This window comes from Streptomyces sp. NPDC050423 (assembly GCF_040655445.1).
Classification (GTDB): Bacteria; Actinomycetota; Actinomycetes; order Streptomycetales; family Streptomycetaceae; genus Streptomyces.
Window position 1 is genome coordinate 49,614 of record NZ_JBFAJY010000043.1, and the last position, 25,050, is coordinate 74,663.

Here is a 25,050-nt window from a genome sequence, read left to right on the forward strand (position 1 = left end):
GGCCGTTGGGCCTAGAGCTCCTGGATCCGGATGTCCCGGTAGGAGATCACGTCCGAGGTGCTGTGGACCTGGAGCCCGATGTAGCCGGAGGCGTACCGCCGGCCGTCGGTGCCCGGGTCGTCGTCCCGCGGCGGCTCGAAGAGCTGACCGCCGTTGTTGTCGAACTCATTGAGCAGAACACCGTTGCGGTAGATCGAGTAGTGCTGGTCCACCACCCGGATCTCGTAGTCGTTCCAGCTGCCCTTGGGGGTGACCCCGGCGCCGCCGAGACCCACCCGGTCGAACCCGTAGACGGAACCGGTCTTGTACATGTCGCCGTCCGGCCGGTCGTTGATCTGGATCTCATGGCCGTACTTGATGGCGACCCACTCCGGATTCGACTCCTCCGGGTTGTCGTGGACATTCGGGAACCGCACGAAGACACCGCCGTTGGCGTTGCCCGTGCCGGGGGCGTCGTCCCGCCACTGGAGCTTCAGCGAGAAGTCCCCGTACTGCCGGCCCGGGAACCAGAGCATGCCCATGCCGTCCACCGTGGTGGAGCTGTTGAGCGAGCCGTCCTCCTCGTTGAGCGAGAACTGCCCGCCCCCGACCTGCTGCCACTTGGCGAAGGAGGCGGCCGTGCCGTCGAAGAGCTTGTGATAGCCCTCGTCCTGGCCCGGCTTGCCGATCCCCGACTGCTTGGCGGCCTTGTGGATCTTCTTCTGCTCGCGGGCGTCGATCACCCCGGCGGTGAGCAGCTGGTCGAGGACCTTGTCGACGTGCTTGAGGAACAGCGCGTGCGACGACCAGTCCTTCTCGTCCTCGATCAGCTCATTGATCGTGCAGCGGTTGCCGGTGATGCGGTTGGGGACCCCGGTGTCGACGGTGCCCACGATGACGGTGAGCCGTTCGTCGAACTCCGGGCAGTTCGGCGCCGGTACGCCGCCGCTCTGCGCGACGGTGAACGACGTCTGCTTCGCTCCGGAGGTGTTGCCCGCCTTGTCCGTGGCCCGGTGGGCGACGGTGTGGTAGCCGACGCGGTCGACGATGACCGTGGCGGAGTAGGCGAGGTAGGGGCCGCCGTCGAGGGAGTACTCGACCTTGTCCACCCCGCTGTCGGCGTCGGTCGCGGTGACCGTCACCTTGGCGCTGGTGAGGTAGGCGCCGTCCGAGTTCTTGTCGCCCTCGACCTTCGCGGAGGTCTCCGGCGGCGTGGTGTCCTGGGTCGGCGGCTCGACGACGGTGAACTCCACCGTCTTCTCGGCGGCGGCGTTGCCCGCCTTGTCGGTGGCGCGGTAGCGGACCGTCTGCGCCCCCACCTCGTGCACCATCACGGGGCCGGTGTATGGCTGCCAGGCGCCGTCGGCACCCACCGCGTACTCGATGGTGTTGACGCCGGACCCGGTGTCGGAGGCGGTCACGGTGACCGTCGCCATGCCCAGGTACCGCCCCTGGTCGTCCTTCTCACCGGAGACGGTCGCCGAGGTCTCCGGCGCCGTGGTGTCGTCGGTCGGCGGTGCGGCGACGGTGAACTCCGCCGTCTTCTCGGCGGCGGCGTTGCCCGCCTTGTCGGTGGCGCGGTAGCGGATGGTGTGCGCGCCGACCTCGTTCACGACGACGGGCGCGGTGTACGGCTGCCAGGCGCCGTCGGCCCCGACCGCGTACTCGACGGTGTCGACGCCCGAGCCCTCGTCGGTGGCGGCGACGGTGACCGTCGCCTGGCCGATGTAGGCGCCGTCGGCGTTCTTGTCGCCGTCGACCTTCGCCGAGGTCTCGGGTGCGGTGGTGTCCTCACCGCCGCCCCCGTCGGTCACGGTCAGGATGCCCTGCATCGCCTCGTGCCCCGGCATGGTGCAGTGGTAGAAGTACCGGCCGGGCGTGAGCGTGACCTCCGCGGTCCGCTTGCCGCCCGCGTCGTCGCCCGGGTTGGCCAGCAGGTTCAGCGGGACGTCGTTGTTGAACTCCGGGTCCGACACGCTGAAGGTCAGCGTGTGCGGCATACCGGAGGTGTTCCCGGTCCCCTCACTGTTCTCGAAGACGATGGTCGCCTTGCCGGCCACCGCCGTCTTCGGCGCGGACAGATAGCGGTCGATGGGGTTGCCGGCCGTCCAGGTGAGCACCTGGTCGGCCGCCGTGCCGACCGGGGCCGCCGTACGCCCGTACGCCGCCGTCGAGGTCAGTCCCAGCACCATCAGGAACGACCCCAGCAGGGCGAGCCACAGCCGGGCGGGCCGCGACCGCCTTCGGAAGAAGATCGAACGGTGTCTCACTGCACTGCCGCCTTCCTGGCCAGGTCATTGACGGCCGGGGTCGGTGCGCCGCCCTTGTACGTCACGCGCCACAGCGCGGACTTGGAGTCGGAGGTGAAGAAGCCGCGCCCGTAGTCCAGGACGTACAGCGAACCGTCCGGGGCGAACTTCCAGTCCATCAGGTTGCGGATGCCGTTCGCGCCGACCGGGATGATCTCCTTGAGGGACTCGGCGTGCGTGGGCAGTCCGCCCTTGCCGACCGTCTTCGGGTCGGTGAGCACGGCGTGCCGCGGCTGGGTGTCGTCGTAGAAGTCACCGACGAACCACTTGCCGTCCCAGTAGGAGGGCCACTTCTCGGCGCTGGTGTTCGCCGCGTCGTACCGGTAGACCGGGCCGTTCATCGTGGCCTGGCCGCCGCCCTTGAGCCAGGGCAGGAGTTCCTTCTGGTCCTCCACCTTGTAGCTCGGGATGCCGTTCGCGTCGCGCGGGTAGTCCACGCCGCCGCCCTGCGGCGAGTACCAGATGGTGTTGGACGTGATCGGCGGCAGGTTCACCAGACCGTTGTTGTTCGGCGACTCGTTCTTGGGGTGGTCGCAGTCGTACCAGCCGAGCGGCTTGCCCGGGTCGGGCAGATTGCGGTCCCGGTAGGGCTGCTTGTTGCCCATGCAGTACGGCCAGCCGTGGTTGCCCGCCTTGGTGATCGCGGCGAACGTGTCGTACTTGGCCGGACCCCAGGTGGTGCTCGGCTCGCCCGCGTCGGGGCCGACCCAGCCCGCGTACAGCGTGTCGGTCGACTTGTCGATCGAGATCCTCGCCGGGTTGCGCACACCCATCACGTAGATCTCGCCGCGGGTCTTGCCGCCGCCCTCGTCCGGCTCCTTGCCGGTGAAGAGATTGCCTTCGGGCAGGGTGTAGGTGCCGTCGTCCTCCGGGTGGATCCGCAGGATCTTGCCGTTGAGGTTGTTCGTGTTGCCCGCGGTGCGCCGGGCATCGGCGAACGAGACGCCCTTGTAGTTCGGCTCCGGGTTGTTGCCCGAGTAACCGTCGCTGAACTGCGAGGAGTTGTTGTCACCGGCCGCGATGTACAGGTTGCCCTTGGAGTCCCAGGCCAGGCCGCCGCCCGCGTGGCAGCAGCTGTGGATCTGGACCGGCCAGTGCAGCAGCACCTTCTCGGAGGAGAGGTCCAGCTTGTTCGTGGCCAGGTCCATGGTGAACCGGGAGACCTGACGGACCGCCATCTGCTTGTCGCGGTCGATCTTGTCGTGGGGTGTGTAGTGCAGGTACACCCAGCCGTTCTTCTCGAAGTCCGGGTCGAGCTCGATACCGAGCAGACCCTCCTCGACCTTGACCAGTTCGTCGCCGCCGCCCTTGTTGCCGAAGACCGTCAGCTCTCCCGCGAGGGTGACCTTCCTGGTCTTCGGGTCGTAGACGTGGATCTGGCCCAGACCCTTGCCGACGTTCGGGTCCTTCCAGTCGGTGACGACCGGCACGCTGCTGTCGGCGCCGCCGCGGCCGATGTACAGCACGCGTCCGTCGGGGGCGGTCACCAGCCCGTGCGGTTCGCCGATCTGGTCGTTCTGGCCGGGCTGATTGGGCTGGGTGACCCGCTCCGCCTTGTAGTTGGAGGTGATCGTCGCCTTGCAGTCGGCCTGCGAGATCCGGGTCGTCCAGTCGAGCGCGCCGCGCAGGTGGTCACGGAAGTCGGCCTCCGCGAAGCTGTCGACCGTACCGCCCATCGCGGTGTAGAAGGAACGGCCGCCGTCGTAGTCACGGCACCAGGAGACCGGGTGGTCCCAGCCGTTGGCGCTCGCCCCGGGCTTGTAGGTGATCTCCCGGACACGCGCCACGGTGTGCACGTCGCCGGACGGATTCTCCTTCCAGTTCAGCCACTTGTCGGGACGCTTCCACTCCAGCGGAAGGTTCTTGGTGGCCGGGTGCTGCCTGTCGCCGATCTCCACCGTCGCACGCTGTACGGAGGTGGGGCTGCCGGCCGCCGGGCGGGCACCGACCAGTCCGGTGAACCAGTCCGAGTACGGCTCGGTGCGCGCCGCGTCATGGATGCCGAGGAAGCCGCCGCCGGCCTCCATGTACGCCTCCAGACCGGCCTCCTGCTCCGGGTCCAGGACGTCGCCGCCGCCCGTCAGGAAGACGACGGCGTTGAACGTGCCGAGCTTCTTGCCGTTGGTGAAGACGGCCGGGTCGTCACTGGCCACGGTCTTGAAGCGGCCCGCCTCCGGACCGGTGAGCCCGATCTTCTCGATCGCCGCGATCCCGGCGTCGACCGTAGGGGACTCCTCGGACGCGGAGGCATGGAAGACCAGTACCTTCACGTTCGCGCCGCCGGGCGGCGACGGAAGGGACAACGTTGTCGCCATGGACTCGTGCGGTCCGGGATACGGCCTGGCACTGGCGGCATTGCCGCCGAGCAGGGATGCGGTCAGTGCGCCGGCCGCTACGGCCGCCGCAAGTCCGCGTCGCGATCTGGACCTGTGATGTGGTGTGCGCTGCATGTGGTCACCCACCCCTCTTTGGTCACTGCAACAGCGCATGAAGCTAGACCTCTTTTCGCGACTCGCCAATAGCTATGGCAGCAATCACACGAACTTTGTCCTTAGTGTGGATAAACGAAGATCCCCGGGCTACGGTATGGCCCGTCCCCGAGGCCACCCGTGCCCGACGGCGTCGACTGCCATGACCTGCATACCTCTGCGCCGTGCACCGTAGTTGCCTTGGTTTTCTCCGCAACACCCGTCTGAAAGTGGGGAGTTCGACATGGATCGACGCAGCTTCAACCGGCGGATTCTGATGGGCGGCGGGGTGGTGGCGGCAACCGGCGTGACATCGTTGTCCCTTGGCGCGATCGAGGCCACCTCGGCCGAGAACCCGCCCCGGACGGCCCCGGCGGGCGGAGTGGTCCGCCACCTCAAGATGTACGCGGAGAAGCTGCCGGACGGGCAGATGGGGTACGGGTTCGAGAAGGGCAAGGCGTCGATCCCCGGGCCGCTCATCGAGATCAACGAGGGCGACACCCTGCACATCGAGTTCGAGAACACGATGGACGTGGCGGCCAGTCTCCACGCGCACGGCGTCGACTACGACATCGCGAGCGACGGCACGCGGATGAACAAGAGCATCGTCGAACCGGGCGACACCCGCACCTACACCTGGCGCACCCACGCCCCGGGCCGGAGGAAGGACGGCACCTGGCAGGCGGGCAGTGCGGGCTACTGGCACTACCACGACCATGTCGTCGGCACCGACCACGGCACGGGCGGCATTCGCAAGGGGCTGTACGGGCCGGTGATCGTCCGGCGCAAGGGCGATATCCTGCCGGACAAGACGATCACGATCGTCTTCAACGACATGCTGATCAACAACAAGCCCGCAGACAAGAGCCCCGACTTCGAGACCACGGTGGGGGACCGGCTCGAAGTCGTCATGATCACGCACGGCGAGTATTACCACACCTTCCATGTCCACGGTCACCGCTGGGCGGACAACCGCACGGGCCTGCTCACCGGCCCCGACGACCCGACCCGGGTCATCGACACGAAGATCGTCGGACCGGCGGACTCCTTCGGCTTCCAGGTCATCGCGGGTGAACACGTGGGCGCGGGTGCCTGGATGTACCACTGCCATGTGCAGAGCCACTCCGACATGGGCATGGCGGGAATGCTGCTGGTGGCCAAGCCCGACGGGACGGTACCGGGGCACGACGCGCACTCCATGTCATCGCACGGCACGAAGACGCCGGACGCGAAGGCCCCGGACGCCAAGACTCCTGACGCCAAGGCGTCCGGCGCCAGGACATCGGACAGAGCCGCGTCGCACGACAGCCACTGACGGGTGGGGAGGGCTGTGCCCCGTCGCTCCCGGCCGGGCCGCGGACCGCTCAGGACGGGGCGGTCGGCCCGCGTGGCGGCGGGACGGCCCGGAGCAGCTCCCACAGGGGACGGGAACCGGACGCCCACACGGCGAGGGTCTGCCGGTCGACGACGTGCAGCCGCTGCTGTCCGGCGAAGAGCACGGCCGGGGCGGTGACCCTGCCGTTCGGCACGATCACCGCGATGTGGTGCAGGGCGTCCAGCCGGGGCAGCTCGTACCGCAGGCCCCGCGTGCGGACCGCTTCCCGCCCCGCGTCGAGCCGCCGTCGCCCGGCCTCTGCGCGTCCGGGGACTCATCGGCCGGACCACGCAACGCCGCTCGCGAAACGGGGCCCTGTACGTCGGCGCGGCCGGAGGAGGACGACGAGCGCGAGCGGTGAATGGCAGTAAAACGATCCCCTGGCCGAATCCCGCAGGGGACGCCCTGCTGTCATCGCGGCGGTCTTCAGGCGCCGTCCCCCGGGACCGCGCTCCCGGCGTCCGCGTCCACACCGGCCTCCGCCTTCGCGCCCGCCTGCGCCCGCGCCTCCGCGGCGAGGCGTTGCTGTTCCTCCTCGACGATGCGGCGGGCCAGCGACCCGTCCGACACGTCCACGGCGTCCGGCGTCGTCTCGGCGACATCGCTGCGCCGTGCGTACGCGTCGAACAGCCGCTCCTTGCGGGCCAGGATGTCCAGCATGCGCTGGTCGACGCTGTCCGCGGCGAGCAGCCGGTGCACCTGGACCGTGCGTATCTGGCCCATCCGATGGGCGCGGGCCACCGCCTGGTGCTCCATCGTCGGCTTGATCTGCGGCTCGCAGAGAATGACGACCGAGGCGGCCTGCATGTTGAGCCCGATCCCGCCGGCCTGGATCTGGCTCAGCAGGACCGCATGGCCGTCCGCCGCCGTGAAGCCGTCGATCAGCTCCTGGCGCCGGGCGGCCGGCAGGCTCCCGGACAGCGGGCCGAACACACCCTCGCCCAGGGCCTGGCGGACCGTTTCCAGCACGTCACGGAAGTACGAGAACACCACGACCTTCAGGCCGTTGCCCGCGGCCTCCGCGACCAGCTCGCGCAGCCGGTGCAGCTTGGCGGAGGTGGCCGGACAGGCGTACGCGGCCCGGCGCATCCGCATGAACTGCCCGGCACTGACCGCCTCGCGATAGGCCACCAGATCGGCCGGGCTGAACTCCTCCCACTCGTCGACCTGCACCAGCGCCGGGAGTTCGGTGAGGACGTCCCTCTGGTTGCGGCGCAGATAGGCGGGAGCGACGGCCCGGCGGAAGGCCTGGGATCCGGCGGCGCCGTGGCTGGTGCTGATCGACGGGGCCAGTTCGGGCTGGAGCTGGCGGACGAGGCTGCGGAACTCCTCCACCCGGTTCTCCATAGGCGTACCGGTCAGGAACAGCACGCGCTCGGTGCGCTGCGACCAGCCGGACACCGCCCGGGAGCGGCGGGTGGCGGGATTCTTGACGTAGTGGGCCTCGTCCACCACGAGCATGCCGGGCCGTATGCCGCAGTCGCCCGCGAGGGGCAGCGTGTGCAGGGCGTCGAACGTGGTGAGGGCGACCCCGCCGGCCTCGCGCCACTCCGCGAACGCGCCCTGCCGCTCCGGACCGTGCACGGGCAGTGCGCGCAGCGTGGAACGGGCCCGGACCTCCCGCGTCCAGTTGATCAGCACGCTCGCCGGACAGACCACCAGGAAGTGCGTCTCGCCCCGGGCCGCGAGATGGGCCAGCGCGGCGATGGCCTGGACGGTCTTGCCGAGCCCCATCTCGTCGCCGAGGATCACCCGCTTCTGCGCGAGCGCGAAGCGGGCACCGAACGACTGGTAGCCGCGCAACGACACCCGCAGCCGGGCGTCGTCCAGTCGCAGCCCGCGTACCCGGTCAGCGATCCCGGACGGCAGGAAACCCTCGGCCGCGTCCCGGTCGGGCCCGGTGCCGGACATCTCGGCGAGCAGGCTGTAGTACTCGGCGGAGCGCACCTCGAAGTCGACCCAGGCCGCGACCGCGGAGTCCGGATCGCGCAGCAGATCGACCGACACCTGCCCGAACAGCAGCGGGAGTTCACGCTCCGCCGCTTCCGCCAACACCGCCTGGGCGGCGGCGAGAGCGGCCAGTGCCCGCGCCCGGTCGGGCCGCCGGGTGAAGAGCATCCGCAGCCGTCCCCTCGCGGGCGCCGCCGCGGCCAGCAGCGGATCCAGCCGCTCGGTCAGACCGCGGGCGCCGTCCACCGCCCGCCGCACATCCGGTCCGGCCTCGACCAGCCGGTACAACGCGGTGACCAGGGCGGTCGTGGCGTCGTCCGGGGATTCCACGGCTATCCGCACCGTGACCGTGTCCCGTACCGCGTGGGCGATCTGGCCCGCCGCGGCGAGTGCCTGGTCGGCGGTCTGCGCGCCGACCCCGGGGATCTGGCGGAGCTCGTAGCGGTTCGCCCCGTGCACCTGCCCGACGGTCGTGAGACCGGCCTGCTCCACCGCGCCGATGCGCAGCCGGCCCTCGGTGACGTCCTTGAGCCGGGACGCCGGGATGGCCGCCAGCTCGTCGCGGACGAGCGCGTCGAGCAGCGGGTCCAGGGCGGCACGTACGGCATCGACGGCGCGGCCGTGATCGGCCAGCACCCCGCGTGCGGCGCCCAGCAGTCCCTCGGCCCGTGCGAGCAGCTCCCGGGCCGCCCGCCCGGTCGTCGCCCCGCCCTCCGCGGCCCCGGCCTCAGTCATGTACGTCCTCTTGTCCCCGCGGTCTCCACCGCTCCGCCCGGCAGCCGGCCGGAGCGACTCGTATCGTCCCATGCGCTGCTGACAACCCGGACGGACCCGGCGGCTCAGGGCGCTGGCGGGCGCCGTTCCACCGGTGACAGCAGCAGGACCTCCAGGGCGCGGGCGCAGGAGCGTGCCTGCGTCAGGAACCAGTCGGTGCGCCCGTCGGTGATCACCGACGGGGTGGCCCGCACCGCCAGGGCGAAACGGGCGCGCCCGGCGCCGTCCAGCACCGGCACCGCCAGGGTGCGTACCCCGGGGGCCGACTCACCGTCGTTGACGGCGTAGGTGTCGGAGCGCACCCGGGCCAGCTCCGCCTCCAGGGCCGCGGGTTCGACGATCGTGCGGTCGGTGAAAGCGGGCAGCGGGGGCAGCGAGGAGGGACCGCCCTCGCCCGGCCTCGCCCAGGCCAGCAGCACCTTGCCCAGCGCGGTGGAGTGCAGCGGCCGGCGCAGTCCCACCTTGGGAGTCACCGAACCGCCCGCGACGATCACCGCGTGAGGCCCGCTGCGCAGCGCGAGGTCGGCGGTCGCGCCGGTGCGCTCGGCGAGATCCGCCAGCTCGGGGGCTGCCAGATGCAGCCCGCGCTGGTGGTAGGAGAGACGGCCGAGCTCCGTCACGGCGGGCCCGAGCCGGTAGCGCGACGTGCGGGCGTCCTGTTCCAGGAACCCGGCGCCGAGCAGGGTGCGGGCCAGCCGGTGGGCCGTGGATACCGGCAGCGCGAGGCGGCGGGCGAGATCCGACGCGCCCAGGTCGGGGCCGTTGTCGTGGAAACAGTGCAGGACGTCCAGGGCGCGCTGGACCGCCTGCGCTCCACCGGGCGCGCGTACCGCGGCGGCCTCGGTCATGGGTTCACTCTCCGCTCGTGAGGGATGCGGGGCCTGAGGTTGCCACATTACGGGAGGCACGCAGGCAGCAATCAGCCCCGGGAAACACTGTGTTCACACCTGGTCCCACATCATGGGAAGCGAGTTGTGGGCCGGATCCGGTCCGTGGCAGGCTGCGGCCCGTCACCACCGACGAGCCGAAGGGAGCAGTGCCATGGCAGGCCGCCGAACCGCGACCCCCGTCCACGCAGCTCCGGTCCCGCTCGCCCTCACGCTGCGCCGTCACATCGACCTGGCCCGCGTGTCCAGCGCCGCCTGTCGCTGACCGCTTCACCCTCCCCGCTCTCCTCCCGCGTCGCCCCCGGCACGGGTCCCTCGCGGTACGCGCTGCCCGGATCCGGGACCTGCGCGCCATGCCCGCCCCCGCTTCACCGATCCTCGGGAAGACTCCATGACGCACGCCGTCCTGCCCCGGACGCTCTGGTTCACCCGCTGTCCCGTACCCACCGCCACCGGCATCGCCGCCGACCGGCAGTGGCTCACCGACGAGTTCGCCGCCGACGGCATCGCCGTGCGCTCCCTCCAGGACGCCGGCCCGGACGCCGACCGCGCCGCGCACTACACCCACGCCCTGCCGGGGCTCTTCCGGGAGGGCGGCAACGTGCCCGCTCTGTGGGCCCGTTCGCGCGGCGAGCGGACCCGGCTGGTCGGGCTCACCTGGATCGAGGAACGGCAGACCGTACTGGTCGCGCCCGGCTCCGGAATCCGGGGCGCCGACGCACTGCGCGGGCTCCGGCTCGCCGTGCCGAGGCACGCCATCGCCATCGACTTCTGGCGGGCCATGGCGCTGCGCGGCTTCGAGGGCGCGCTCGCCTCCGCCGGGCTGGCGCTCGACGACGCCGTGCCCGTCGACGTACCGGCCGCCGGACACGAGGGCCAGTGGGCGGCCGAACTGGCCGCGCTGCGGCGCGGTGACGTCGACGCCGTGTACGTGAAGGGCGCGCTGGCCGTCGAGGCGGCCCGGCTGGCCGGCGCCGAGGTGGCCGTCGAGCTCGACGAACTGCCCGACCCCCGGTTCCGGGTCAACAACGGCACCCCGCGCCCCATCACCGTCCACCAACGGCTCCTCGACGACCACCCCGACCTCGTCGACCGCTTCCTCGCCGTGCTGCTGAGGGCCGCCGACTGGGCCGCCGGACAGCCCGCCGAGGTCGACCGCATCCTCGGCGCGGAGACCGGGGCGGGGGCCGACGGCGTCGCCGGCGCCTACCGGCCCGGCACCCACCTCACCCTCCACCCCAGCCTGTCGGCCGAACGCCTCGACCTGCTCGCCGCGCAGGAGGCCGGGCTGCGCGCCCACGGATTCCTGCCCGAGCCGGTCGACGTCGCGGCCTGGGCCGACCCCGGGCCCCTGCGCCGCGCGACCGATCCCGCCCGCCGAACCTCCGCCCCATGAGCCCAGAGGACCCCCGCCCCATGAAACTCCCCCGATCACTGCGTACGGCCGGCGCTCCGGCACTCCTCGCCCTCACCGCGCTCGTCGCCCTCACCGCCTGCGGGACCTCGCAGGCCGGCAGCGGCGGCAAGGGCTCCGGCGACTCCACGGTGGCCGTCCGCATCCCCGACCCCGGCAACTCGGGTGTGCTCGCCCTCGGCAAGAAGGACGGCAGCCTGGACAAGGCCCTGGCCAAGGAGGGTGCCGAGGTGAAGTGGACCGGCAGCGCCGGGCCGTTCGCCCCGGCCGCCCAGGCGATGAACGCCGACCAGCTGGACGTCGCCACCGGCTCCATCACCTCCGGCATCACCTCGCTCGCCCAGCGGCCCGGCTTCAAGTTCTTCACCGCCGTCGCCCCGGACGCGGCGGGGGAGGGCATCCTCGTCAGGAACGGCTCGGGGATCGGCTCGGTCGCGGATCTGGTCGGCAGGAAGGTCGCCGTCAACCAGGGCGGCACCGGCGAGTACCTGCTGCTGAAGGCCCTCGCCAAGGCGGGCATCCCGGCGGACAAGGTCACCCGGGTCTATCTGCGGCCCGATCAGACCGCGGCGGTCTTCAACGCCGGAAAGGTCGACGCCTGGGCCGTCTGGGCCACCTACGCGGTCGCCGAGATCGGCAGCGGAAAGGCGCACTTCGTCGCCGACGGAGCGGCGATCGGCTCCGACAACTACAGCCTCAACGCTGTGCGGACCGACTTCGCCGAGCAGCACCCGAAGGTCGTGAAGGCGCTCTACCAGTACCTCCACGAGGCCGGCGCCAAGGAGAAGCGGAACCCGGCCGCGTACCTCAATGTCTTCACTGACGTCGGTCCGACCGCCGTCACCGGAAAGGCCAAGGCGGTCCAGGTGGAGTTCACCGCCAAGGGCGGCACGGTCGAGCCCATCGGCCCCGAGGACACGAAGCGCTTCAAGGCCGTCGCCGCGTTCTACGCGGAGCAGAAGGTCACCAGGGCCGAGGTCGATGTCGCGGCGCACCTGCTGGACATCGGGAAGCTGACATGAGCGACGCCCTCACCGCGCGGCGCGCCGACCCGGGCGACACGGCCCCGCCCGCCGGTCTCGTCGTGCCACGCCCACAGCTCCGCAGGGCCCGCGGCCGGGGTTACGCCCTCGCCGTCCGCACCATCGGTCCGGTGGCACTGCTGGCCCTGTGGTGGGTGGCCTCCGCGACCGGTCTGCTCACCGCCGACGTACTGGCATCGCCCAGTGAAGTGCTGAGCGCCATAGGCGAGTTGTGGGGCAACGGGCAGTTGCCGGACGCCCTGGCCACCTCCCTCACCCGCTCCGGACTCGGCCTGCTGATCGGCCTCGCCGCCGGGCTGACGCTCGGCATCACCACCGGCTTCACCAGGCTCGGCGACGAACTCCTCGACTCCTCGCTCCAGACCCTGCGCACCATCCCGTTCCTCTCGCTGGTGCCGCTGTTCATGGTCTGGTTCGGGATCAACGAGACGGCCAAGATCCTGCTCATCGCCGTCGCGACCACCTTCCCGATGTACGTGTCGACATCGAGCGGGGTGCGCGACACCGACCCGAAACTCATCGAGGCCATGCGCAGCTTCGGGATGGGCCGGCTCGCCCTCGTACGCGAAGTCGTCCTGCCCGGCGCGCTGCCGTCGCTGCTCGCGGGGCTGCGGCTCTCCATGACACTCAGCGTCATCGCGCTGATCGCCGCCGAGGAGATCAACGCCACCGCCGGCATCGGCTATCTGATGTCCCAGGCCCAGAGTTACGCCCGCACCGACATCCTCGCCGTCTGCATCCTCGTCTACGGGCTCCTCGGACTCACCGCCGACATCCTGGTACGGCTGCTGGAACGCGTGCTGATGCCGTGGCGCACCCCGCAGGGAGCCGCCCGATGACCGCCCCCGCGGCCTCCGCCCCCGCCGTACGGGTACGGGGCCTGCGCCGGGTCTTCGGCGACCGGGCCGTCCTCGACGGGCTGCGGCTCGACATCGCCCGCGGGGAGTTCGTCGCCCTGCTGGGTGCCAGCGGCAGCGGGAAGACGACGCTGCTGCGGATCCTCGGCGCCCTCGACGGCGCCGACGGGGGAGAGGTGCTCGTCCCGGAGGCCCGCACCGTCGTCTTCCAGGAGCCCCGGCTCGTCCCGTCGAAGAAGGTCCTGGCCAATGTGACGGTCGCGCTGCCGCGCAGCCGCTCCGCGCACGGGCTCAGGGCCCTGGCCGAAGTCGGTCTGGAACGTCACGCCGAGGCCTGGCCGGCCACACTCTCCGGCGGCGAGGCCCAGCGCGTGGCACTCGCCCGAGCCCTGGTACGTGAACCCGAACTCCTGCTCCTCGACGAGCCGTTCGCCGCGCTCGACGCCCTGACCCGGCTGAGGATGCAGGACCTGGTCGGCGAGCTGTGCCGCAGGCACCGGCCGGCCGTTCTGCTGGTCACCCACGACGTCGAGGAGGCCGTACGGCTGGCCGACCGGGTCGCCGTCCTGCGCGACGGGCGGCTCGTCACCGACGAGACCGTCGACGTCGCCCGGCCGCGCGACCCCGGCGATCCGGAGTTCGCGGCGCTGCGCCGGCGCCTGCTCGACGACCTCGGGGTCGAGACCGCCCCGAAGCCCACCCCATCCCCCGCCCGTGCCGAAGCCGGAGTGATCTGAATGACCCTGACCATCGGTGTCCACAGCAGCAACCCCTCGCTCTACCACCTGTACCACCTCTCCCGTCTGGGCTTCGCCCAGGAGGAGCTGGCCCCGCTGGGCGAGAGTGTCGTCTTCCACCCGTACACCAACGGCGTGCGTACCGGTGAGCTCCTGACCCGGGGCGTCATCGACTTCGGCGGCACCGGATCGACCCCGCCGATCACCGCCCAGGCCGCCGGCCACGACATCGTCTACACCGCGGTCTCGGCCCCGCGCCCCGAACACGGCGCGCTCCTCGTCCCCCAGGACAGTCCGGTGCGCACAGTCGCCGACCTCAAGGGCTCGACCGTGCACCTCGCGATCGGCTCCTGGCAGACCCATCTGATCGCCAAGGCCCTCGACGACGCCGGGCTCTCCTACGCCGACGACATCACCGCGGTCCGCAGCGACGACGACAGCGAACAACTGGTGCGCACGGGGGAGATCGCCGCCTGGGTCGCCCAGGGCGACCGGCTGGCCGCCGCCCGGCGCACCGGCGGCCTGCGGACCCTGATCCGTACCGGCGACGTCATCAGCGACCGCTCCGTCTTCTTCACCCGCCGCGACCTCGCGGAATCCAGGCCGGAGGTCATCGAGGCCCTGACCCGGGCGCTGAGGCGCGCCGACGACTGGGCGGCGGCCCACCCCCGGCAGGCGGCCGAGATCGCCTCCGCCGACCTGGGCGGATCGGCGGACGACTGGGAGACCGCGCTCGAAACCCTGCCCTGGACGATCGAACCGGTCACGGACGCGTTCATCGCGGAACAGCAGGAGGCCGCCGACATCTTCCACCGCACCGGCTTCATCGAGCGCCCGGTCACCGTCGGCCACGCCCGTGCCCGTACGGCCGCGGAAAAGGCGGTATGACGACATGGCGACCGAAGTCCTCTGGTACATCATCCCGCGCGAGGGCGCCTATCCCTGGGAGCCCGAGGGGCGGCGCCCGGTCGATCTGGGCTACCTCGCCCAGCTGGCCGGAACGGTCGAGCGGCTCGGCTACAGCGGCGCGCTGCTCGCCACCGACCTGTACGACGTCTGGCCGCTCGGCAGCGCGCTCGCCGCATCGACCAGTACCCGCTTCAAGCCGCTGCTCGCCGTCCACCCGGGCCTCATCTCGCCGACCCTGCTGGCCAAGATGGCGCTCAGCTTCGACACCCTCTTCGGAGGCCGGCTGCGCTTCAACGTGGTCAATGGTTCAACCAAGTCGCTGCAGGAGTACGGCCTCCATGTGGAGCACGACGAGCGGTACGAGCTGAGCGCCGAGTACTGGGGAATCGTGAAGCGGCTGACAGCCGGCGAGATCTTCGATCACAAGGGCCGTTTCTACGACCTGAAGAACGCCGGCGCCTCTTTCCGTGAGCTGAAGCCCGTCCAGGACGGGCACATCCCGCTCTGGTTCGGCGGCTCGTCCGGTCCCGGCATCGAGATGGCGGCCGAACACGTCGACGTCTTCCTGACCTGGGGAGAGCCCCCGCACCTGCTGAAGGAGAAGCTGGACAGGGTCCGTGCGCGGGCCGCCGCGCACGGCCGCACGCTCAGGATCGGGCTGCGGCTGCACCTCATCGTCCGGGACACCGAGGACGCGGCATGGGCCGCGGCCGACCGGCTCCTCGACGTCACGAGCGACGCCACGTACGCCCGTCAGCTCGGCGACCGGGCGGGCGAGGACGGGGTGGGCTGGCAGCGGCAGTTCCGCCAGCACGGCGGCAAGGTCCCCGTGCACGCCCGGGAGCTGGAGGTGCACCCGAACATGTGGCCGGGAATGAGCCTCTTCCGCCCCGGCCCCGGAACGGCCGTGGTGGGGTCCGCCGCACAGGTCGTCGAACGGCTCAGGGAGTTCGAGGACCTGGGCGTGGACACCTTCATCCTCTCCGGCAACCCGCTGCTGGAGGAGGCCCACCGGGTGGCCGAGACCGTGCTACCCGCGCTGGGCGTCACACGCTGAACGGCTCCCTCCACGGTGTATGGCACCGCGGTCCGCACGGTGGCTGACGGACTGCGGTTGTCAGTGCCCGGTGCGAGACTCGGACACATCGGGAAGAACCCTGATGTGTCCGAGAACGGGACCACCGAAGGAGCGCGCCATGCTCACCACCCGTTTTGTTGACGGAGCCCCCAACTGGATGGACCTCGGCACCCCGGATATCGACGGGGCCGCGGCCTTCTACACCGCTCTCCTGGGCTGGGGGTACGAGGCCGGAGGCCCGGAGACCGGTGGCTACGGGATGTTCACGCTGGACGGGAAGTCGGTCGGGGGCGTGATGACCGTCACCGAGGAGCAGGCGAAGCCGTCGTGGTCGGTGTACTTCCAGTCGTCGGACGCCGACGCCACCGCCCAGCTCGTGGAGAAGTCCGGCGGGAGGGTGCCGTTCGCGCCGATGGACGTGCTGGAGTTCGGCCGGATGGGCGGATTCAACGACCGGGGCGGGGCGTACTTCGGCGTGTGGCAGCCCAAGCAGCTGCCGGGACTCGGAGTCGTGGGGGACACCGGCAGCCTGTGCTGGGCGGAGCTGTACACCCCGGATGTTCCGGCCGCCGCGGCGTTCTACGGTGCCGTCCTCGGCTGGGAGACGAGCCAGGTGCCCTATCCGGGCGGCGGCGGATCGTACACAATGGTGCGGACCGCGGGCGGTGGCGACGAGACCTCCTTCGGCGGACTCGTCCCGCTCGACGCCGTGCCGGTACGGGCGGTCGTGGGCCCGCACTGGCTGCCGTACATCGAGGTCGACGACTGCGACGCCACGGCGGCGGAGGTCGAGCGGCTGGGCGGCAAGCTGACACTGGAACCGCTGGAGATGGCGGGCGTGGGCAGGTTCGCCAACGTCACCGACCCCTACGGTGCGCCGTTCGCCGTGATCAAGAGCGCGCCGGCGCCCGCCGGCTGACCCGGCGCAGGCCCCGGCCCGGTGATTGATGAATCGTTGATCAGTCGTTTATCGCGGCCAGGCACTGTGTGCGTCATGCTGATCAACACCCCGACCGACCCCGCTCTCGCCTGGCAGGAGACAGCGCTGTGCGCGCAAGCGGGGCCCGAGTTCTTCTTTCCCGCCCCCGGCAGCTCCACCCGGGAGGCCAAGCAGCTCTGCAACGCCTGCGAAGGGCGTCTGGCCTGCCTGGAGTACGCCCTCGACAACGACGAGCGCTTCGGCGTGTGGGGTGGCCTCTCCGAGAAGGAGCGGGACCGGCTGCGCAGAGTCGGGCGCGACCAGGCCTGATCGCGCGCTGTCGGTGCGAGCACGGAGCCGGGGCGGACACCCGGACAGGGCGTGCCCGGCTCAGGACGCGACGCGGAACGTCTCGCCGTACATCTTCCACGCCAGCGGCGGCTCCAGGCTCAGATTGCCGTCGTAGAGGAACTCCCGCTGCGTCGTGTCGATGCGTGAGGTGTCGTGCTGGTTCTTCTTCGACTTCATCACGGCACGCGCGGCGTCCAGGAAGGCGTCCAGATAGACCTTCTCGTCCCCGCCTTCGTCGACCGTGTCGGCCTCGGCCAGTGCCGACTTCCGGATTCCGTAGAAGGCGTCCGGCTCCGTTCCGGGGCCCTGCAGCACCATGGCGTCGAAGTAGATGAACTGGCCCAGGGTGCCGAGCCCGTCCAGTTTGGCCAGCCGTACGGCCGGCTCGAAGTACTGCTTGTCCCTGACGTGGTCCTGCGCGGCGCGGAACACCGGGTCCGCGGCCGACTTCTTCCACGCGGCCGTGAAGCCGGGGTCGAGGCCCTTGTGCGAGCCGGTGCCGTCCACCTTGCGCAGGGCCGGGACGTACGGCGTCAGCGGGCTGTCCGGATGGTCCTTGGTGAACGCCTCGACGAACGTGAGCATGTCGTGCGTTCCGGAACAGAATCCGACGATCCCGGCCGTGTAGCCGGTGCCGTCGCCGTTGTCGTCGATGGCCGCGTACTGGCCGCGCCAGTCCAGCGTCGAGCTCTCGGAGGTGGCCAGCAGCTTCCACGCCAGCTCGCGCTTCGCCGGTGCAGCCAGTCCGGCGGGCATCGCGGCGACGCGCTCGTCCAGCTGTCGGCGTTCCTCGTCGTTCGCGGCGGCGTACGGGTCGGGGCCCACGGACGAGTCGGCCGGGTCCGCCGCCGCGGGGGAGCCGGCGGGCTGCTCGGCATCTTCGCCACCACCGTTGATGAGGATGGAGGCGGCGATGGCTATCGGTGCGGCGAAGAGAACGAAACGCGTCACAGGTTTCACCGGCACAGAGTACGGTCCGCGCGCCCGCGGTGAGGCGGTGAGGTCTCATCCCACCTGCCCATCGGTCGGGGGGCGGGCCACGGGGACCCGCCCCCGACGGGGGCACGCGGTGCGGGCCGTCAGGCCTGGGCGCGGGCCGCCATCCGCGCCTTGCGCGTGGCCAGCTTCTCGTCGAACTTCGACGCCTCGCTGTCCAGCCCGTTCATGTACAGGCCGAGCTCCTCCTGAGCCTTCAGACCCTCCGGGCCCAGCCCGTCGATGTCCAGCACCTTCAGGTACCGCAGCACCGGCTGGATGACGTCGTCGTGGTGGATGCGCATGTTGTAGATCTCGCCGATCGCCATCTGCGCGGCGGCCCGCTCGAAGCCGGGCATGCCGTGGCCGGGCATCCGGAAGTTCACGACGACATCACGCACGGACTGCATGGTCAGGTCAGGTGCGAGCTCGAAGGCCGCGCCCAGGAGATTGCGGTAGAACACCATGTGGAGGTTCTCGTCGGTCGCGATCCGCGCCAGCATCCGGTCGCAGACCGGGTCGCCCGACTGGTGGCCGGTGTTCCGGTGGGACACCCGGGTCGCCAGCTCCTGGAAGGCGACATAGGCCACGGAATGCAGCATCGAGTGGCCGTTGTCGGACTCGAAGCCCTCCGCCATGTGCGCCATCCGGAACTGCTCCAGCTTGTCCGGGTCCACGGCGCGCGACGTGAGCAGGTAGTCGCGCATCACGATGCCGTGCCGGCCCTCCTCGGCCGTCCAGCGGTGCACCCAGGTGCCCCACGCGCCGTCGCGGCCGAAGAGCGAGGCGATCTCGTGGTGGTAGCTGGGGAGGTTGTCCTCGGTCAGCAGGTTCACGACCAGCGCGATCTTGCCGATGTCGGTGACCTTGGACTGCTCGGACTCCCAGGCCTGGCCGTCCTCGAAGATGCCGGCGAAGTTCCGGCCGTCGGAGAACGGGACGTACTCGTGGGGCATCCAGTCCTTGGCGACCTTGAGATGGCGGTTGAGTTCCTTCTCCACCACCTCTTCCAGCGCGTACAGCAGTTGGGCGTCAGTCCACGCCTGTGAACTGCCGAGGTGGGGAGAGGTGATCGTCACGGGGAGCTCCTGGGGACGGGAGAATTACCTACGGCTTCGTAGGTTACGAGACCGTAGGTTAAAGCGGCGGTAAGGCTGGAGCCAAGCCCGCCCAGGCGACAATCGGTTACGCACTGCCATATGTGCAGGTCAAGCGTATATACGGAGGGTCAGGTCGGCCGTGGGCGCGGGCTCCAGAAAGGGGAAAACCCGGGCCCGGCCCCCGGTGGCGTGGGCTCTGAACAGTCGGCGTACTCGGAGCGCAGGCGCACGGGGGCTCGGTCGGTCGGGGATCAGAGCAGATGGTCCGCCGCGCCGGACTTCACCGCGGAGATCAGTGCCCGCAGCGCCTCCACGGAGTCACTGACGTAGAGCGCGGTGTCGGTGGTGGAGCCGATGTAGGCGCGGCCCTGGTCGTCCAGTCCGAAACGGAAACAGTTCGCCCCTTCGCTGCAGAACGCCTCGTCCCAGCAGATGTCGTTCATGGTCTCTCCTCAGAGGTCCTGGGCTATGCGCCGGATGAATTCGCGTGATTCCTCGACGGGCAGCGCAAGCGTACGGAGTCGCTCCAACAGGCCCCGATAGCGCCGCAGTTGCATATCGGCATCCAGCAGCATCGAGCCGTGCGAGGAATCGAGCTGCACGGTATCGAGCTGAGGCACCGCCGCGCCGGCATAGGTGAACGACTGCCCGGCGCCGGGGAACCCGCCGGCTGCGAACGGGATCACCCGGACGGTTATCCGGTCCCGTTCGGACTGGCCGAGGATGTGTTCCAGCTGCGCCCCGGTCACCTTCGGGCCGCCGAACTGCATCCGGAGGGCGGCCTCGTGGATCACCGCTTCGTACAGCGGCGGCCGGTCCCGTTCGAGGACCTCCTGGCGGCGCAGCCGCAGCGAGAGCCGGGCCAGCAGATCGGGGCGGGGCAGCTGTGGAACGGCGGTGTCGAAGACCGCCCGCGCATGCTCCTCGGTCTGCAGCAGGCCCGGGATGTGCGTGGTGGTCGCGGTGATCAACTCGACCGCGTGGAACTCCAATTCGGCGATGTCGAGCAGGCTGGGCAGCAGGAGTCCGCGATGCTCCTCCCACCATCCCCCGGCCCGCTCCTGCGTCATCTCGGCCAGCAGGTCCACGAGGCCCGTGTCGGGGCAGCCGTAATTGAAGGCGAGGGTGCGGACCCGCTCGGTGCTGATGCCGAACCGGCCCGACTCGATGTTCGGGATCCGGGTGCGGTCGACGCCGAGCAGTGCGGCGGCCTGCTGCACCGTCATTCCCGACTGCTCGCGCAGCTTGCGCAGTTCGTACCCGAGGCGTTGTTGCCGGGCGGTCGGAGTGCTCCTGGGAGGCACGGGGTGTCCTTTCGAGTGGGGGAGGTCAGTGAAATGACCGGAACCACACAAGTAGTAGCACCGTGCTCCACTTGTGGGTTACGGTCGGTAGCGCAAGTCTCACACGGGGCCACCGTGCCTCTGTGTGACCGTCACCACACGCACCGGAAATGTGAGTACCTTGATGAAGGGCGCACTGCGTTTTCTCCCCGCCCCCGCCCCGGCCCCCGCCGGGCCCCATCCGCCGGTGGCGGGCAATCTGAGCTATTCGTTCGCCCTGCCGGGCGGCGCCTTCTGCGCCGGCCTCGCCCGCCGCGCCGTGAGCGACCTGCTCATCCGGCACGACCTCGCGGAACTCCGTGACACCGCGGTTCTCGCCACGTCGGAACTGGTCGCCGCCGCTTACCGGTTCACTCCGGACCGGGAGATGCTGCTCCGGGTCCACTGGCGGTTCGAGGCGCTGCGGGTCGTCCTCTACGACCAGCACCCGTGTCACGGAACGCCGGAGAAGTCCGAGGAGTGCCGGGAGCAGCGGAGTGCCGGCATGTGGCTGCTGGCGGCCGCGGTGGACGCGCACGGCGGGGACTGGGGGCTCGCCCCCGCGCTGACGGCATCCGGCGGCTCCAAGGCCTGGGCGTTACTCCACCCGTAGCCCTCCGCACCGTCCCCCCACACCCATCTCCCCGCCCCCGGGCTTACCTTGCTCCGCGCCTCACATCCCGGTGCGCACCTCCTCGGCCGTGGTGTCCCGCAGCGCGCCGTCGAGCAGCAGCCAGCGCGTGATTCCGAGTGACTCCAGGAACGGCACGTCGTGGCTCGCCACGATGAGCGCCCCCTCGTACGCGTCGAGTGCCGCCGTCAGCCGGCGCACGCTCGCCAGGTCCAGGTTGTTCGTCGGTTCGTCCAGCATCAGCAGCTGAGGCGCCGGTTCGGCCAGCAGCAGCGCGGCCAGAGCCGCCCGGAACCGCTCCCCGCCCGACAGGGTTCCCGCGGGCCGGTCCGCCCGTGCCCCCTTGAACAGAAAACGTGCCAGCCTCGCCCTGATCGCGTTGTCCGTGGCATCCGGTGCGAACCGCGCCACGTTCTCCACCACGCTCAGCCCGTCGTCGAGCACGTCCAGCCGCTGCGGCAGAAACCGCGTCGGGAGCTGTACCTCCGCCTCGCCGGACACCGGTGCCAGCTCACCGACGAGGGTCCGCAGCAGTGTGGTCTTGCCCGCTCCGTTACGTCCCACCAGTGCGATGCGCTCCGGACCGCGCACCTCGAACGAGCCCTGGACCCGTGCCCCGTAAGCGAGTTGCAGATCGCGCAGTACCAGCACGCCACGGCCCGGATGGACCTTGGTGTGCGGCAGCTCGACCCGGATCTCGTCGTCGTCGCGCACCGCCTCGACGGCGTCGTCCAGGCGCTCCCTCGCCTCGGTCAGCCGCTCGGTGTGCATGATGCGGTGCTTGCCGGCCGACTCCTGCGCGGCGCGCCTGCGGGCGCCCATGACGATCTTCGGCTCGCGCTTCTGGTCGTTCATCTTCTGTCCGTAGCGCCTGCGCCGGGCCAGCTTGACCTGGGCGTCGGCGAGCTCGCGCTTCTGCCGGTGCACATCGGCCTCCGCGACCCGCACCATGCGCTCGGCGGCCTCCTGCTCCACGGCGAGCGCCTCCTCGTACGCCGAGAGGTTTCCGCCGTACCAGGTGACCTCGGAGCCCCGCAGATCGGCGATCTGATCGACGCGTTCCAGGAGCTCCCGGTCGTGGCTGACGACCACCAGGACCCCGTTCCACGCGTCGACCGCGGCGTACAGCCGCTGCCGTGCCCGCAGATCCAGGTTGTTCGTCGGCTCGTCGAGCAGCAGCACGTCGGGCCGGGCCAGCAGCAGCGCGGCCAGCCGAAGCAGCACGCACTCCCCGCCGGACATCTCACCGATGGTCCGGTCGAGCCCGATGTGTCCGAGACCGAGCTGGTCGAGCGTGGCGCGGGCCCGCTCCTCCACGTCCCAGTCGTCACCGACGGCCGTGAACCGCTCCTCGCCGACGTCGCCCGCCTCGATGGCGTGCAGCGCCCCACGCGTCGCGGCGATGCCCAGGGCCGTGTCGACCCGCAGCGCGGTGTCCAGGACCAGATTCTGCGGCAGGTAACCGATCTCGCCCGCGGCCCTGATGCGGCCCGCCGCCGGAACGAGGTCGCCGGCGATCAGCCGCAGCAGGGTCGACTTGCCGGCGCCGTTGATACCGATGAGGCCCGTACGGCCGGGCCCCACGGTGAGATGGAAGTCGTCGAAGACCTCGCTGCCGTCGGGCCAGGCGAAGGAGAGCGACGAGCAGGTGAGGTGGGCGAGCGGAGCTGGCATAAGGGAATCTCCCGGTTGCGAGGAAGGCCAGGGGAAACGGGACGAGACACCGGTCACTGGCGTTCCACGGAAGGATTCCGCGAGATGTGGAGGAAGGCCCTGGTCACGGAGGACGGCTCGAAAGAGCTGAGGTCACACTCGGGCACGCGGACATGTACGGACACGACACGGCGCGCGACACGGTGTCTCAAGACCTCAGACGAGCAACGTCCTGCTCCGATCGACGACGACAAGGACATCGAAGACGCTACGCCCGGCCCGAGGGCGGGGCAAACGAATTAACGCGACAACGTCCCGGACCGCCGTGTCCGCAGGCGCCGGTTCAGCGGGAGCCGCCGAGCAGGTCCGTCAGGCTCCGGTCCAAGTCCAGGAACCGGTGCTCGCCGCCGACGGGCACCAGCTGCTGGGTCCGCCGCAGGAACCGGCGCAGGTCGGCAGTGCGGACGTGCACCATCGCGATGCCCTCGGCGGCGTGGAACTCCAGAACCGTGCGGTCGTACCCGAAGGGCCTGATCCGTACGTCGCCCACGCCCGCCGGTGTGTTCATTCCCGCCGCGAGCAGTTCCCGGGAGAACTCCCAGGACACCTCGGTGCCCTCCAGCGTCGCGGGCGCGGGGAAGGCCATGCGGATCGCGAAGGGGTCCGTGCGGTCGTACTGGAGGACGGCCGGAAGTGTCTCCATCTGCGGCGCGGACGCCACCATGCGGACCTGTACGGACTGCTCGATAACGATGGACACGACCTGCTCCCTCTCGCGACCGGATGAACGGGTTCCCGGCACTGATACAGACGACGGAAGTCGCCGATCCGTGCACCCCGGGACCGAGTGAGCTGCGTCACCGCTCACCGGGCCCCGGTCCCTGATCACGTGTCCGCTCCCGGGCGGTGCACCCTGGACGGCGCGCGGTCCGTCGGTTAGCTTCCAGCGCCATGAGGGCCAAGGGAAAGACGCGACGACTGATGTCACTGGGACTGTGCGGGGCGGCGCTGGCCGCCGCGCTGGCCGCACCGGCGGCTCACGCGGTGCCCGGGGAACGGCACCGGCCCGGTGACCGGCCGGTCTGGACACCCACCGCCACCGGAACCGACGCCCGCTTCCGAGGCCTCGCCGCCGTGAACAGCCGCACCGCCTGGCTCGCCGGGACCAAGGGCACGGTGCTGCGCACCTCCGACGGTGGCCGGCACTGGCGCGACGTCTCACCGCCCGGTGCGGCGCAGGAGGGGCTGGAGTTCCGCGACATCGAGGCCTTCGACGCCAGGAGGGCGGTGGCGCTGGCCATCGGCGAGGGGGAGGCGTCCCGGGTGCTGCGCACCGACGACGGGGGAGCGACGTGGACCGAGTCCTTCCGCAACACCGACGCCCGCGCCTTCTACGACTGCCTCACCTTCTTCGACAGCCGGCACGGGCTGGCCATGAGCGACCCGGTGGACGGGCGGTTCCGCATCCTGTCCACCGCGGACGGCGGCCGCAGCTGGAACGTGCTGCCCAGTGCGGGAATGCCCCCGGCCCAGGACGGCGAGGCGGGGTTCGCGGCCAGTGGGCAGTGCCTGGTCAGCTCGGGGCCGAAGGACGTCTGGCTGGCGACCGGCGGTGCGGCCACCGCGCGCGTCCTGCACTCCGGGGACCGCGGACTGACCTGGAGGGCCGCCGAATCGACCCTCCCGGCCGGTGACCCGGCCCGCGGGGTCTTCGGGCTGGCCTTCCGCGACCGGACCCACGGCATCGCGGTCGGCGGCGACTACCGTCCCGACCAGGAATCGCCCCACGCCTCGGCCGTCACGGACAACGGCGGCCGCGGCTGGCGCCGGTCGGTCACCGCACCCGCCGCCTACCGCTCGGGCGTCGCCTGGCTGCCGCACAGCCGGTCGGCCGCACTCGCTGTCGGCCCGGCCGGCACGGACCTGACCACGGATGGCGGGCGCACCTGGCGGACGGTCGGCACCGGCTCCTACGACACGGTCGACTGCACCGCGGACGGCGGCTGCTGGGCAGCGGGCGAGCAGGGGCGCGCGGCCCGGCTGAACACTCCCTGAGGGCTGTCCCGCGCGCCGGGGATCGCGGGACAGCCCCCTGGGGCGTGTTTCGAAAGTCCCGCCTGCCCGGCGCCGTCTGGCACGCACGCTCGCCGCGTTGTCGGGATCGCACGCACCAGACACCGCCGGGCCCGCCCTTGGGGCGGACGGCGCCACTTTCGAAACACGCCCTAGGTGTACTGACCCGTGAGGTTGGGGACGCGGCTGGCGGGTGGTTGGCCTTTGAGCGCGGTGTGTCCGCGGTGGTGATTGTAGGTGTGGAGC

22 protein-coding genes and 1 pseudogene are annotated in these 25,050 nt (G+C 70.8%); 12 read left to right on the top strand and 11 right to left on the bottom strand.

Annotated features, from left to right (window positions below):
* Positions 1 to 11: 11 nt before the first annotated feature.
* Complete coding sequence (locus AB0I52_RS27255) at positions 12 to 2,249, bottom strand: family 16 glycoside hydrolase (RefSeq protein ID WP_363076912.1); 2,238 nt, start codon at positions 2,247 to 2,249, stop codon at positions 12 to 14.
* A complete protein-coding gene (locus tag AB0I52_RS27260; RefSeq protein ID WP_363076914.1) occupies positions 2,246 to 4,738 on the bottom strand; it encodes a ThuA domain-containing protein in 2,493 nt (830 codons plus the stop codon). Before AB0I52_RS27260 ends, AB0I52_RS27255 begins: the two co-directional genes overlap by 4 nt.
* Positions 4,739 to 5,000: 262 nt before the next feature.
* Between AB0I52_RS27260 and AB0I52_RS27265 the strand changes: the two genes are divergently transcribed.
* Positions 5,001 to 6,071, top strand: a complete 1,071-nt coding sequence (locus AB0I52_RS27265) for a multicopper oxidase domain-containing protein (protein ID WP_363076916.1) — start codon at positions 5,001 to 5,003, stop codon at positions 6,069 to 6,071.
* A 49-nt stretch (positions 6,072 to 6,120) separates the two neighbouring features.
* On the opposite strand, the pseudogene AB0I52_RS27270 reads toward AB0I52_RS27265, so the two are convergent.
* The 3 genes and pseudogenes from AB0I52_RS27270 to AB0I52_RS27280 all read right to left on the bottom strand — a co-directional run.
* Positions 6,121 to 6,297, bottom strand: a pseudogene (locus AB0I52_RS27270) (restriction endonuclease); the annotation flags it as partial.
* Positions 6,298 to 6,557: 260 nt separating this feature from the next.
* The gene (locus AB0I52_RS27275; RefSeq protein ID WP_363076918.1) at positions 6,558 to 8,816 is read right to left on the bottom strand and encodes a DEAD/DEAH box helicase; all 2,259 of its coding nucleotides are present in this window, start codon (positions 8,814 to 8,816) and stop codon (positions 6,558 to 6,560) included.
* 104 nt (positions 8,817 to 8,920) lie between these two features.
* Positions 8,921 to 9,703, bottom strand: coding sequence for an IclR family transcriptional regulator (locus AB0I52_RS27280; protein ID WP_363076920.1), 783 nt, complete (start codon positions 9,701 to 9,703; stop codon positions 8,921 to 8,923).
* 193 nt (positions 9,704 to 9,896) lie between these two features.
* On the opposite strand from AB0I52_RS27280, the gene AB0I52_RS27285 reads away from it, so the two are divergent.
* The 9 genes from AB0I52_RS27285 (at position 9,897) to AB0I52_RS27325 (ending at position 17,029) form a co-directional block, all read left to right on the top strand.
* Complete coding sequence (locus AB0I52_RS27285) at positions 9,897 to 10,007, top strand: putative leader peptide (RefSeq protein ID WP_317867271.1); 111 nt, start codon at positions 9,897 to 9,899, stop codon at positions 10,005 to 10,007.
* Between the two features lie 126 nt (positions 10,008 to 10,133).
* The gene (locus tag AB0I52_RS27290; RefSeq protein ID WP_363076923.1) at positions 10,134 to 11,138 is read left to right on the top strand and encodes an ABC transporter substrate-binding protein; all 1,005 of its coding nucleotides are present in this window, start codon (positions 10,134 to 10,136) and stop codon (positions 11,136 to 11,138) included.
* Positions 11,139 to 11,158: 20 nt separating this feature from the next.
* Positions 11,159 to 12,178 (top strand): NrtA/SsuA/CpmA family ABC transporter substrate-binding protein, encoded by a 1,020-nt coding sequence (locus AB0I52_RS27295; protein WP_363076925.1) that lies wholly within the window; start codon positions 11,159 to 11,161, stop codon positions 12,176 to 12,178.
* Positions 12,175 to 13,038, top strand: a complete 864-nt coding sequence (locus AB0I52_RS27300) for an ABC transporter permease (protein ID WP_363076927.1) — start codon at positions 12,175 to 12,177, stop codon at positions 13,036 to 13,038. Before AB0I52_RS27295 ends, AB0I52_RS27300 begins: the two co-directional genes overlap by 4 nt.
* Positions 13,035 to 13,793, top strand: a complete 759-nt coding sequence (locus AB0I52_RS27305; protein ID WP_363076929.1) for an ABC transporter ATP-binding protein — start codon at positions 13,035 to 13,037, stop codon at positions 13,791 to 13,793. The genes AB0I52_RS27300 and AB0I52_RS27305 overlap by 4 nt, the downstream gene beginning before the upstream one ends.
* Positions 13,794 to 14,681: an ABC transporter substrate-binding protein gene (locus AB0I52_RS27310; RefSeq protein ID WP_363076931.1), complete on the top strand. Its 888-nt coding sequence runs from the start codon at positions 13,794 to 13,796 to the stop codon at positions 14,679 to 14,681.
* Between the two features lie 4 nt (positions 14,682 to 14,685).
* Complete coding sequence (locus AB0I52_RS27315) at positions 14,686 to 15,759, top strand: LLM class flavin-dependent oxidoreductase (RefSeq protein ID WP_363076933.1); 1,074 nt, start codon at positions 14,686 to 14,688, stop codon at positions 15,757 to 15,759.
* A 139-nt stretch (positions 15,760 to 15,898) separates the two neighbouring features.
* Positions 15,899 to 16,699, top strand: coding sequence for a VOC family protein (locus AB0I52_RS27320; RefSeq protein ID WP_363076935.1), 801 nt, complete (start codon positions 15,899 to 15,901; stop codon positions 16,697 to 16,699).
* Between the two features lie 75 nt (positions 16,700 to 16,774).
* Entirely contained in the window at positions 16,775 to 17,029 is a 255-nt protein-coding gene (locus AB0I52_RS27325) for a WhiB family transcriptional regulator (RefSeq protein ID WP_362952584.1), read from the top strand.
* A 60-nt stretch (positions 17,030 to 17,089) separates the two neighbouring features.
* On the opposite strand, the gene AB0I52_RS27330 is transcribed toward AB0I52_RS27325, so the two are convergent.
* The 4 genes from AB0I52_RS27330 to AB0I52_RS27345 all read right to left on the bottom strand — a co-directional run bounded on the left by AB0I52_RS27330 (position 17,090) and on the right by AB0I52_RS27345 (position 20,429).
* The gene (locus AB0I52_RS27330; protein ID WP_363076955.1) at positions 17,090 to 18,001 is read right to left on the bottom strand and encodes a chitosanase; all 912 of its coding nucleotides are present in this window, start codon (positions 17,999 to 18,001) and stop codon (positions 17,090 to 17,092) included.
* A 128-nt stretch (positions 18,002 to 18,129) separates the two neighbouring features.
* Positions 18,130 to 19,104, bottom strand: coding sequence for an acyl-ACP desaturase (locus AB0I52_RS27335; RefSeq protein ID WP_363076937.1), 975 nt, complete (start codon positions 19,102 to 19,104; stop codon positions 18,130 to 18,132).
* A gap of 272 nt (positions 19,105 to 19,376) precedes the next feature.
* Entirely contained in the window at positions 19,377 to 19,568 is a 192-nt protein-coding gene (locus tag AB0I52_RS27340; RefSeq protein ID WP_363076939.1) for a hypothetical protein, read from the bottom strand.
* A gap of 9 nt (positions 19,569 to 19,577) precedes the next feature.
* The gene (locus AB0I52_RS27345) at positions 19,578 to 20,429 is read right to left on the bottom strand and encodes a Scr1 family TA system antitoxin-like transcriptional regulator (protein WP_363076941.1); all 852 of its coding nucleotides are present in this window, start codon (positions 20,427 to 20,429) and stop codon (positions 19,578 to 19,580) included.
* A gap of 151 nt (positions 20,430 to 20,580) precedes the next feature.
* Between AB0I52_RS27345 and AB0I52_RS27350 the strand changes: the two genes are divergently transcribed.
* Entirely contained in the window at positions 20,581 to 21,060 is a 480-nt protein-coding gene (locus tag AB0I52_RS27350) for an ATP-binding protein (protein WP_363076943.1), read from the top strand.
* Between the two features lie 60 nt (positions 21,061 to 21,120).
* Here AB0I52_RS27350 and AB0I52_RS27355 read toward each other — a convergent pair whose 3' ends face one another.
* Together AB0I52_RS27355 and AB0I52_RS27360 are read right to left on the bottom strand one after the other, a co-directional pair.
* On the bottom strand, positions 21,121 to 22,752 hold the full coding sequence (locus tag AB0I52_RS27355) for an ABC-F family ATP-binding cassette domain-containing protein (RefSeq protein ID WP_363076945.1): 1,632 nt from the start codon (positions 22,750 to 22,752) through the stop codon (positions 21,121 to 21,123).
* Between the two features lie 322 nt (positions 22,753 to 23,074).
* On the bottom strand, positions 23,075 to 23,491 hold the full coding sequence (locus tag AB0I52_RS27360) for an SsgA family sporulation/cell division regulator (RefSeq protein ID WP_363076947.1): 417 nt from the start codon (positions 23,489 to 23,491) through the stop codon (positions 23,075 to 23,077).
* A gap of 191 nt (positions 23,492 to 23,682) precedes the next feature.
* Between AB0I52_RS27360 and AB0I52_RS27365 the strand changes: the two genes are divergently transcribed.
* A complete protein-coding gene (locus tag AB0I52_RS27365; RefSeq protein ID WP_363076949.1) occupies positions 23,683 to 24,786 on the top strand; it encodes an oxidoreductase in 1,104 nt (367 codons plus the stop codon).
* Positions 24,787 to 25,050 lie beyond the last annotated feature (264 nt).